We start from the raw sequence: 9,969 nt of genomic DNA, 5'->3' as shown, positions 1-9,969 counted from the left end.
GCTGAGCGATCTGCCGCCGGTCGACACCGGGCGTTGGGTCATTCGGCGCAAGGCCGAGGTGGTGGCCGCCGTGCGCGGCGGCCTGCTCACCCTGGACGAGGCGTGCGAGCGCTACTCCCTGACCAACGAGGAATTCCTCGCCTGGCAGAAGTCGATCGACCGCCATGGCCTGGCCGGCCTGCGCACGACGCGGTTGCAGCAGTATCGCTGAACCCTGAATCCCCCAGACGAAGGTTCGCGAGATCGCGGCCGCGCTGTCCCCCAGCGCGGCCGTTTTCGTTGTCAGCGCTGGTAGGGAGCCCCAAGCGCGCGGTCGGACATCTTGCGCACGGTGACCGTGATCGCCTCTCGCTCGCCCGCCCGCCGCTCCACCAGCAGCCGCGCCACCTGGGCGTCGTCATGGAAGGCGTAGCCCTTGATCGCGTCGAGGATGGCCTTGGCGAGGTTGTCGAGGTCGATCCAGGGCGGATCGCCGACATATTCCATTACGATGTCGACAGAAAACTCTCCCCAGGCCGGCCGCGAGCCGCGCCAAGCCTTGCGGAAGAACTCGTAGATCAGCGGCTTGTAGTATTTCGACTGGGTGGTCAGCCCATCGACCACCACCTCCATGAAGCCGTCGCCTTCGCGGGCGCGCACCTTTCCGTGCTGGGTCCAGGTCTCGTCCATATCCGTCCATAGTCCGGCGCCGCCTTGCAGTCTCCCGCCCGTTCGCTAAACCGGCCCGGAGATTTTCGCCGGAGATGAGACCATGACCGCGACCCGCACCGAAACCGACACCTTCGGCCCCATCGAGGTCGCGGCGGATGTCTATTGGGGCGCCCAGTCGCAGCGCTCGATCGGCAACTTCAAGATCGGCTGGGAGAAGCAGCCCAAGCCAGTGATCCGCGCCTTGGGCATCGTCAAGCGCGCCGCGGCCGAGGCCAATATGGAGCTCGGCAAGCTGGACCCGAAGATCGGCGCGGCCATCGTCGCGGCCGCCCAGGAGGTGATCGACGGCAAGCTCGACGACCACTTCCCCCTGGTGGTCTGGCAGACCGGCTCCGGAACCCAGTCGAACATGAACGCCAACGAGGTGATCTCGAACCGCGCCATCGAGATGCTGGGCGGGGTGATGGGCTCCAAGTCCCCGGTCCACCCCAACGACCACGTCAATATGAGCCAGTCGTCGAACGACACCTATCCGACGGCCATGCACATCGCCTGCGCCGAACAGGTGGCCAAGGAGCTGATGCCGGCGCTCGAGCACCTGCACGCGGCGTTGAAGACCAAGGAAAAGGCCTTCGCCCACATCATCAAGATCGGCCGCACCCACACCCAGGACGCCACGCCGCTGACGCTGGGCCAGGAGTTCTCAGGCTATCGCCAGCAGTTGGCCAACGGCGTGCGGCGGATCAAGGACACCCTGCACGGCCTGTATGAACTGGCCCAGGGCGGCACGGCGGTCGGCACCGGCCTCAACGCCCCGGTCGGCTTCGCCGAGCTTGTGGCCGCCAAGATCGCGGCGATCACCCACCTGCCCTTCATCACCGCCCCCAACAAGTTCGAGGCGCTGGCCGCCCACGACGCCATGGTCTTCAGCCACGGGGCGATCAACACCATGGCCGGCTCGCTGTTCAAGATCGCCAACGACATCCGCTTCCTGGGCTCGGGGCCCCGCTCGGGCCTGGGCGAACTGGCCCTGCCGGAGAACGAGCCCGGCTCCTCGATCATGCCGGGCAAGGTCAATCCCACCCAGTGCGAGGCCCTGACCATGGTCTGCACCCAGGTGTTCGGAAACAACGCCACGCTGACTTTCGCCGGCGCCTCGGGCCACTTCGAGCTGAACGTGTTCAACCCGGTGATGGCCTACAATTTTCTGCAGTCCTGCCGCCTGATGGCCGACGCCGCGACCAGCTTCACCGACAACTGCGTGGTGGGCATCGAGGCCCGCGAGGACAACATCAAGGCCGCGCTCGAGCGTTCGCTGATGCTGGTGACGGCGCTGAACGGCAAGATCGGCTACGACAACGCCGCCAAGATCGCCAAGACCGCGCACAAGAACGGCACAACCCTGCGCGAGGAAGCCGTTGGCGGCGGCTATGTGACGAACGAGGAGTTCGATGCCCTGGTCCGGCCGGAAAAGATGATCTCGCCGGGCTAGGCGTTTGCGGTTGGGCTTGGCCCATGGGCAAGGCCGAACTCAAGATCGAGATCGACGAAGATCTGCTGGCGCGAGCGAAGGAAAGCGGTCGTCCTATCAGCGCCTTGATCGAAGCTGGGCTCAGGGCGACCGGACCTTCGCCTAGCGGCGAGGAACGTGCGCGGCGATGGGCGGAGGAGAACGCCGAGGCTATCGCCGAATACAATCGGCGCATCGCTGAGCGCGGCCTGATCGGCGACAAACTGCGGAAGTGGTGATTGCGCCAGTTCGACGTCTATCGAAATCCCGAGACGGAAATTTCAGGCTACGCGCCCTACCTCGCCGTGCTGCAATCGCATCATCTGCAGGTCGTCAATAGCGTCGTCGTCGCGCCCCGGATCAATGACTCGCAGCGCGCACTGTCGCCAGTCGACATCGCCGTCGTGTTCCTGGGTTCCCCATTCATCCTGGCGGTCGCCGAAATGGCGGCCATGGATGGCCGCCGGCTTCAGCAGGTCATCGGCAGTGTCGAGGATCAGGAAGACGCGATCCGACGCGCCCTAGACCGGATTTTTACCGGCTTCTGAACCCTACATCCGCCGGCTGACGGCGAAGTCGGCGAGGTCTTCCAGGGCCGGGCGCCAGGCGTTGCTGGCGGCGAACTCGGCGAGTTGGGTCTTGGCGGCCACGGCGTAGTCGCTGGCCACGTCCAGGGTGGCGTCGTCGGCGCCGGACGAGGCGATCAGGCCGGACGCGCGCTCGAAGTCGCCATCCTGCTGGTCCAGCCGGTCCACCGTGCGCTGCCAGAAGCCGGCCTCGGCCGGGCCGGTGCGGGCGATGGCCAGCAGCAGCGGCAGGGTCGCCTTGCCCTCCCGGAAATCGTCGCCGGGGTTTTTGCCGAGGCTCTTGCTGGTCCCGCTGTAGTCCAGGGCGTCGTCCACCAGCTGAAAGGCCAGGCCCAGGTCCTGGCCGAAACGGCGCAGGGCCTTGCAGCGCGCCGGGCTCGCCCCGGCCGAGACCGCCCCGGCCTCCGCGGCTGCGGCGAACAGCTCGGCGGTCTTGGCGGTGATGATCTCCAGATAGAGATCCTGGCTGAGGTTGAGGTCGTGGGCGCGGGTCAGCTGCAGCACCTCGCCCTCGGCGATCACGCGGCTGGCGCGGGCGAGGATCTCCAGGGCCTGCATGGAGCCGGCCTCTACCATCAGCTCGAAGGCGCGAGCGAACAGGAAGTCCCCCACCAGGACGCTGGCCGGCGCCCCCCAGATCAGGTGGGCGGCGACCTTGCCCCGGCGCAGCTGCGAGGAGTCGACCACGTCGTCATGCAGCAGGGTGGCGGTGTGGATGAACTCGACCGCGGCGGCAAGTTTCAGGCAGGCGTCGTCCTGGGCGCCCGACACCCGGGCCGCGGCGATGGTCAGCAGGGGACGCAGGCGCTTGGCCGAACCTCCGATCAGGTGCTCAGCCAGGGCAGGGATCACCGAGACCGGGCTCTGCATCCGGTCGCGGATCAGCGCATCGACCTTTTCCATGTCCGGACGCGCAAGCTCCAGCAGCCCGTCGATCGAGGCCGGCTTTTCGCGGGAGATGGCGGCGCTGGCTGCGTCCAACTGCTTGTAACTCCTGTGCAGCCTGACGATGCGGGGAGGCGTCGTCATTTGCCGGGGACAATGGTCACGCGATAGGGCACGGTCAAGGCGGGCCTTGGCCCTCCGCGCCGAGCCATGGAAACCACGTCACACCCTTCCTCTCCCGAGACCCTCTCCGAGGATCGCCTGCTGGGCGGCCGGGTGCTGCTGCGCCAGGCGCTCGGCGGCTATCGGGCGGGCCTGGACGCCGCCCTGCTGGCCGCCGCCTGCGACGCCGCCGAGGGCGCCCGGGTGCTGGAGGCCGGCTGCGGGGCCGGAGGCGCCCTGCTGGCCGCGGCGGTCCGCCGTCCGGGCGCCCGCTTCACGGGCCTGGAGCGCGACGCCGCCGCCGCGGCGCTGGCCCGCGCGAACGTCGAAGCGAACCAACTCGCCGATCGCGTCGCAATCCTGGATGGCGATGTCGCGCGGCCCTTCAAGATGCTGGGACTTCCCCCCTTCGACGCGGCGATGGCCAACCCGCCCTTCTTCGACGATCCCGCCGCTCTGCGCGCGCCGGCGCCGGCCAAGCGCGACGCCTGGATGGCCGACGGCGGGCTCTCCACCTGGACGGGTTTTCTGCTGAAGGCGGTGCGCGAGGGCGGGACCATCACCCTGATCCACCGCGCCGACCGGCTGGCCGACATCCTGGCCCTACTGGCGCCCAAGGCCGGCTCCTTCCAGGTGCGTCCGATCCACCCCCACGCCGACGCCCCGGCCAAGCGGGTCCTGGTCCGGGCGATCAAGACCGGCAAGGCGCCGTTGCAGCTGCTGCCGGCCCTGGTCCTGCACCCGCGCGAGGGGGCCAAACACACCGCCGAAGCCGAGGCCATCCTGCGCGGCGAGGCGGATATAGCCTGGCGCTGAAGGAGGCACGGCACCTTGGACTTTAAAGCACTGTCCGAACGCGCCTGGGAGATCCGCAGGCTCTACGAACGCCTCGAAACCGAGAGATACGGCCGCGCCTGGACCCGTGAAGAAGTCGCCCTCGGCTTCATGGGCGACGTGGGCGACCTGATGAAGCTCGTGCAGGCCAAGGAGGGCGTTCGCGCCATTCCCGAGGCCGATGCCAAGCTCGCCCACGAGCTGGCCGACTGTCTGTGGTCGGTCATGACCCTGGCGAGGCTCTATGAGGTGGACCTCGAGGCGGCGTTCACCTCGACCATGGACGAGCTCGAGGCCGGCGTCTCAGGTCGCCTCAGCCCTTGAACCACACCACCTGGTGCGACACCGCCAGCAGCTGGCCGTCGTCGCTCCACAGCTCGGCGCTCTGGTCGTTGAAGCCGTGCTTGAACACCCGTGCGTCGCTGGTCGTCGCCAGGGGCCGGGAGCCCTGCCGCGCCAGGGCAGCCTCGTCGGCCATGAAATAGGTGGAGAGCGAGACCGTGGCGACCGGCGGGACGTCGCCGCGCACATTGAGGATCTTGACCACGAAGGTGTCGCTGAGCGCCGCCAGGGCGAGGTAGTCCAGGGGCCGGGCCGGGGTGTCGCGCACCCAGGCCTGGGAGAGCGCCGGCCCCGGCTGCTCGGGGGTCGCGCCGGCGCCGCGCATGGGTTCGCCGCGCGCGTAGCGGAACTCGTAGCGCTGCAGCCAGGCGTTGCGACCCTCGGTGGACATGACCCCCAGGTCGCGGGCAGGCGGCATCTGCGGCGGGCCCGCCAACGCGTGACTCCAGGTCTCGCGCTCGGCCCCGGTCACCACGCTGGCCGTGCTGGCCACGGTCTCGCCCTGGGTCATCTCGACGTTCCAGTGCTGGGTGGAGCGCCCGTCGCGCACCAGCCGCACGGCGACCTCGAACTCGCCCTGCGCCAGGACCGCGCAGAAGTTCACCGTCAGGGCCACCGGCCGGCCCCGCCGTTCGGGATGGTCGAGCACCGCCTTCAGCAAGGTCGCCGCCGTGGTCCCGCCGAACGGCCCGGCCATGTTCCAATAGTCCGGGGTCGTCGCGCCTTGGTACCGACCCACGCCCAGCGGCTCCAGCCTCAGGGTCCGGTCCAGGGGGTGTTCGGCGATCATCGTGTCGGTCATGCGGGCCTCGCGCGAGAAGTGACCGATCGTGCGCCAAATTCGTCGCGTTTGTCCATGACCTCTCAGGTAACGCCGAGATCCCGGGGCGTCACCGTGCCGCATCGGCAGGACAAGCGCCCTTCCCCATATCCACGCCTCACGCATCGGCGAGAGCGCAAGGCCGCGTAGTCGGCCAGCCATCGCCACGAGAGAAGAGGAAGCCCGCCGACGATGACCCGCGCCTTGGCCCTGCCCGCCGTCCATCCCGCTCGCGCCTGGCTCTTTCAGACCTGGCTCACCCTGGGCGCGGCGGTCCTGGCGGCGACCCTGCTGCATGCGGGCGCCCACGCCACCGGCTGGACGAGCGCTTCCCTGGGCGAGGCTGCGGCCCCCATGGTCGAGGCGGTCAACGCCAGGCTCGCGCCGCGGCCGGCGCCGGTGAAGACCGTGCTGGTCTGGCAGGGCGCCGACATCGACGGCGACGGAGAGGCCGACTTCGCCAACCCCACCGGCGCGGCGCCCCGCGTTCACGACGCCTATGGCGAAGGCCGCTTCGGAGCCTCGCGCGACGGCGGCGTCCGCGATCACGAGGGCGTCGACTACGCGGCGACCGCGGGTCAGGAGGTGGCCGCGCCGATCTCGGGTTTTGTCACCAAGATCGGCCAGGCCTATGCCGGCCATCCCGACCTCCGCTTCGTGGAGATCACCAATCCGGCGCTCGGCCATGTGGCGCGGGTCTTCTATGTCGATCCGATCGTCGAGGTGGGCCAGACCGTGCGGCTCGGCGACCCGGTCGGCCACGCCCACAGCCTGCAGGCGGCCTATCCCGGCGGCATGACCGACCATGTCCATCTGGAGATCATGGGCCCCGACCAACGCCGCTTCGACGCCACCCGGGTGATTACGGCCCACTACAAGCCGACACGGGCCGGCTAACGGCGATCTCTGCAATTGCGATTGACTTGCAATTAGGCCTCTGATTTCACCGCCCCCTGACATTCGTTGAGGGTCGCCGTGATACGCCGTTCCATTCTCGCCGCCGGAAGCGCCTGCGGCGCCCTGCTGATCGCCACCGCCGCCCAGGCCCAGGTCGCCGGAGACGCGGCGCCGGGCGACCAGCCGGTCGATATCGGCGAACTGATCATCACCGCCACCCGCTTCGAGGCGCCGCGCTCCACCGTGCCGGCCACCATCCAGGTCATCGACGAGGACGCCATCCAGTCCCAGACCGCGCTCGGCTTCTCGGCCGTGGAGACGGTGTCCAACCTGGTGCCGTCCTTCTCCCCCACCCGCCAGAAGCTGTCGGGCTTCGGCGAGACCCTGCGCGGCCGCTCCCCACTCTATCTGGTGGACGGGGTGCCGCAGTCGACGCCGCTGCGCGACGACAGCCGCGACGGCTTCACCATCGATCCCTTCTTCATCGACAAGGTCGAGGTGGTGTTCGGCGCCAACGCCATCCAGGGCATCGGGGCCACCGGCGGGGTGATCAACTACGTCACCGCGCCCACGCCCAAGGAAACCGAGGGCTTCACCGGCCGGGTCCTGGCCCAGACCAGCGCCGATCCCAACCGCTTCGGCGACAGCGCCGGCTGGAAGACCGCCGCCTATGTCGGCCGCGACTTCGGCCAGTGGGACTTCGTGGCCGGCGCGTCCTACGAGGTGCGCGGGGCCTATTACGACGCCGATGAGCGCCGCATCGGCTTCGACGGCGCCCAGGGCGAACTGCAGGACTCCAAGTCCTGGTCCCTGTTCGGCAAGGCCGGGGTCGATCTCACCGACCAGCGGCGGCTTGAGGTGATGGTCAACCACTTCGAACTCGAGGCCGACAACGACTACGTCACGGTCAATGGCAGCCGCGCGCTCGGGATCACCACCACCGCCGTGCGCGGCCGCACCCCAGGCCTGCCCACCGTCAACGACGTCACCTCCGCAGCGGTCACTTATCGCGACCGCGGCCTGTTCGGCGGCGTGCTCACCCTGCAGGCCTACGCTCACGACTATCAGGGCGTGTTCGGCGGCGGGACCTTCGCCGATTTCCAGGATCCGCGCATCGCCCCGGTCGGGACCCTGTTCGACCAGTCGGCCAATAATTCCGAGAAGCAGGGCTTCAAGATCGATTACGAGCGAGGCTTCGCCGCCCTGCCCGGCTTCAGGATGCTGGTCGGCCTCGACGGCCTGCGCGACAAGACCTTCCAGGCCCTGGCGCTCACCGGCCGCTTCTGGGTGCCCGAGACCACCTACAAGAGCCTCTCGCCCTTCCTGCAGCTGCGCCAGTCGGCGCTGGAGGGCCGCCTGAACCTCGCCGCCGGGGTGCGCCGCGAGAACGCCACCCTGGAGGTCGACGACTACACGACCCTCTATGCCTATGGCCCGCGCCAGGTGGCCGGCGGCGAACCCAGCTTCGAGGAGACGCTCTACAATGTGGGCGCAACCTTCGAGATCGTCGACGGCCTGACCGCCTACGCCTCCTACGCTCAGGGCTTCACCATGCCCGACGTCGGCCGCGTCCTGCGGGCCATCAACACGCCGAACCGCGACGTCGACACCTACCTCGACGTGACCCCGGTGGTTTCCGACAATATCGAGTTCGGCCTCGACTACGGCTCCGGCCCGCTCCAGGTTCAGGCGGCCTGGTTCCGTTCGACGTCGGATCGCGGCTCGCTGCTGGTGCTGAACGCCGGCGGCAATTTCGAGGTCCAGCGCCAGCGCACCGAGGTCGAGGGGATCGAGCTCTCCGCCCGGTTCGCCACCACCGACTGGCTGACCATCGGCGGCGCCTACGCCCACCTGGAGGGCCGCACCGACTCAAACGGCGACGGCTCGGTCGACCGCGACCTCAACGGCGCCAACATCGCTCCCGACCGCCTGCTGCTCTACGCCGAGGTCACCCACGGCGACTGGTCGGGACGCCTGCAGGCTCAGCAGTTCTACGGCCGCGACTTCGAGGGTGAGGTCGCCGCCAACAGCTTTGAGGGCTACGGCCTCGTCGACGCCGTCGTCGCCTGGAAAGCGCCGGCCGCCACCCTGACGCTCGGCGTCCAGAACCTGCTGGACGAACACTACGTCACCTATTTCAGCGACACCCAGGGCCCGAGCGACAACGCCCGCTACTTCGCCGGCCGCGGCCGGACCCTGGCCTTCGGCGTCACCAAGGACTTCTGATGGGCGTCCTGCGCGCCGTGCACGCCTGGGCTGGCGCGCTGCTCGCCCTGCAGCTCGTCGTCCTGGGGCTCTCGGGCTCCCTGCTGGTGCTGAAGGACGACTGGCTGCGGGCCACCCTGCCGGCCGCGCGACAGGTGGTGACACCGACTCCCCAGGCCCTGGGCCAGGCGTCCGAGGCGCTGGAACGGGCCTATCGGGGCGAGATCAGGACCCTGGTCTTCGCCCGCCCCGATCTCGGCGTCCACCGCGTCTATCTGGCGCGCGAGGGCTCGGCCTATGCCGACGGGTCCGGCGGGGTGATCGCCACCTGGCGCGGGAACGCCCGGCTCGAGGCCTGGATCTTCGACCTGCATCACAAGCTGCTGGCCGGCGAGCCGGGCAAGATGATGGTCGGGATCATCGGCCTGGCCGGGGCCGTGCTGACCCTCACCGGCCTGATCATCTGGTTTCCGTCCTGGCGCGCCTTCGCCTGGAAGCTCTGGCCGCGCTCGGCGCGGCGCCGCGACCTGGTCGGCGCCCACCGCGACACCGGCATGATCTTCCTGGTCCCGGTCTTCGCCCTGTGCCTGACCGGCGGGGCGATCATCTTCCACGAGCAGAGCCAGGCCCTGATGACCGCCGCCTTCCCGGGTGGGACCAGGCCGCCCAAACCACCCAAGGCCGGCCAGGGCGACATCGACTGGCCCCGGGCCCTCGCCGCAGCCCAAGCCCGTTTCCCCGACGCCGCCCTGCGCATGGCCGCCTGGCCGGCCAAGCCCGGCGCGCCCGCCACCATCCGCCTGCGCCGGGCCGGCGAGTGGCACCCGAACGGGCGCACCCTGGTCTATATCGACCCGGCGACCAGCCAAACGATCGGGACGCTGGACAGCCGCGCGCTCGCGCCCGGCATGCGGGCCTATAACGCCTTCTATCCCCTGCACGCCGCCTCGGTGGGCGGACGGGGCTACGACCTGGCGATTTTCCTGTCGGGCCTGGCCCTGGCGGGCCTGGGCGGGGTCGGGTTCTGGTCGTTCCTGGTCAAGCCGCGACAAGGCCGCGCGGCCTCGGCTTAAGGC

General features: G+C 69.3%; 12 protein-coding genes. 9 read left to right on the top strand and 3 right to left on the bottom strand.

The window, feature by feature from the left end:
* Position 1: 1 nt before the first annotated feature.
* A complete protein-coding gene (locus Q8Q88_RS09575; protein ID WP_305674969.1) occupies positions 2-211 on the top strand; it encodes a DUF1153 domain-containing protein in 210 nt (69 codons plus the stop codon).
* A gap of 71 nt (positions 212-282) precedes the next feature.
* Here Q8Q88_RS09575 and Q8Q88_RS09570 read toward each other — a convergent pair whose 3' ends face one another.
* The gene (locus Q8Q88_RS09570; protein WP_305674968.1) at positions 283-669 is read right to left on the bottom strand and encodes a RusA family crossover junction endodeoxyribonuclease; all 387 of its coding nucleotides are present in this window, start codon (positions 667-669) and stop codon (positions 283-285) included.
* An 82-nt stretch (positions 670-751) separates the two neighbouring features.
* Between Q8Q88_RS09570 and fumC the strand changes: the two genes are divergently transcribed.
* The 3 genes from fumC to Q8Q88_RS09555 are packed head-to-tail and all read left to right on the top strand — an operon-like array spanning position 752 to position 2,709.
* Positions 752-2,143, top strand: a complete 1,392-nt coding sequence (gene fumC, locus Q8Q88_RS09565) for a class II fumarate hydratase (protein ID WP_305674967.1) — start codon at positions 752-754, stop codon at positions 2,141-2,143.
* A 23-nt stretch (positions 2,144-2,166) separates the two neighbouring features.
* Positions 2,167-2,400, top strand: coding sequence for a type II toxin-antitoxin system CcdA family antitoxin (locus tag Q8Q88_RS09560; RefSeq protein WP_305674966.1), 234 nt, complete (start codon positions 2,167-2,169; stop codon positions 2,398-2,400).
* The gene (locus Q8Q88_RS09555) at positions 2,401-2,709 is read left to right on the top strand and encodes a CcdB family protein (protein ID WP_305674965.1); all 309 of its coding nucleotides are present in this window, start codon (positions 2,401-2,403) and stop codon (positions 2,707-2,709) included.
* Positions 2,710-2,712: 3 nt separating this feature from the next.
* Here the strand turns inward: Q8Q88_RS09555 and Q8Q88_RS09550 are convergent, their stop codons facing one another.
* Positions 2,713-3,729, bottom strand: a complete 1,017-nt coding sequence (locus Q8Q88_RS09550) for a polyprenyl synthetase family protein (RefSeq protein WP_305674964.1) — start codon at positions 3,727-3,729, stop codon at positions 2,713-2,715.
* 114 nt (positions 3,730-3,843) lie between these two features.
* Here Q8Q88_RS09550 and Q8Q88_RS09545 point away from each other — a divergent pair, with 114 nt between their 5' ends.
* Positions 3,844-4,611, top strand: coding sequence for a tRNA1(Val) (adenine(37)-N6)-methyltransferase (locus Q8Q88_RS09545; protein ID WP_305674963.1), 768 nt, complete (start codon positions 3,844-3,846; stop codon positions 4,609-4,611).
* 15 nt (positions 4,612-4,626) lie between these two features.
* Positions 4,627-4,953, top strand: a complete 327-nt coding sequence (locus Q8Q88_RS09540; RefSeq protein ID WP_305674962.1) for a MazG nucleotide pyrophosphohydrolase domain-containing protein — start codon at positions 4,627-4,629, stop codon at positions 4,951-4,953.
* Here the strand turns inward: Q8Q88_RS09540 and Q8Q88_RS09535 are convergent.
* Positions 4,943-5,773 carry an acyl-CoA thioesterase II gene (locus Q8Q88_RS09535; protein ID WP_305674961.1) on the bottom strand — a complete coding sequence of 277 codons (831 nt, stop codon included), beginning with the start codon at positions 5,771-5,773 and terminating at the stop codon, positions 4,943-4,945. The genes Q8Q88_RS09540 and Q8Q88_RS09535 overlap by 11 nt on opposite strands.
* A gap of 210 nt (positions 5,774-5,983) precedes the next feature.
* Between Q8Q88_RS09535 and Q8Q88_RS09530 the strand changes: the two genes are divergently transcribed.
* From Q8Q88_RS09530 to Q8Q88_RS09520, 3 genes are all read left to right on the top strand, one after another.
* Entirely contained in the window at positions 5,984-6,688 is a 705-nt protein-coding gene (locus Q8Q88_RS09530; RefSeq protein ID WP_305674960.1) for a M23 family metallopeptidase, read from the top strand.
* 78 nt (positions 6,689-6,766) lie between these two features.
* A complete protein-coding gene (locus Q8Q88_RS09525) occupies positions 6,767-8,914 on the top strand; it encodes a TonB-dependent receptor (RefSeq protein ID WP_305674959.1) in 2,148 nt (715 codons plus the stop codon).
* Complete coding sequence (locus Q8Q88_RS09520) at positions 8,914-9,966, top strand: PepSY domain-containing protein (RefSeq protein WP_305674958.1); 1,053 nt, start codon at positions 8,914-8,916, stop codon at positions 9,964-9,966. Before Q8Q88_RS09525 ends, Q8Q88_RS09520 begins: the two co-directional genes overlap by 1 nt.
* The last annotated feature ends 3 nt before the right edge of the window (positions 9,967-9,969 follow it).

The sequence above is a fragment of the Phenylobacterium sp. genome, assembly GCF_030697925.1.
Lineage (GTDB): Bacteria > Pseudomonadota > Alphaproteobacteria > Caulobacterales > Caulobacteraceae > Phenylobacterium.
The sequence above is the reverse complement of the archived record's forward strand: the minus strand, read 5'-3'. Positions and strand labels throughout refer to the sequence as shown.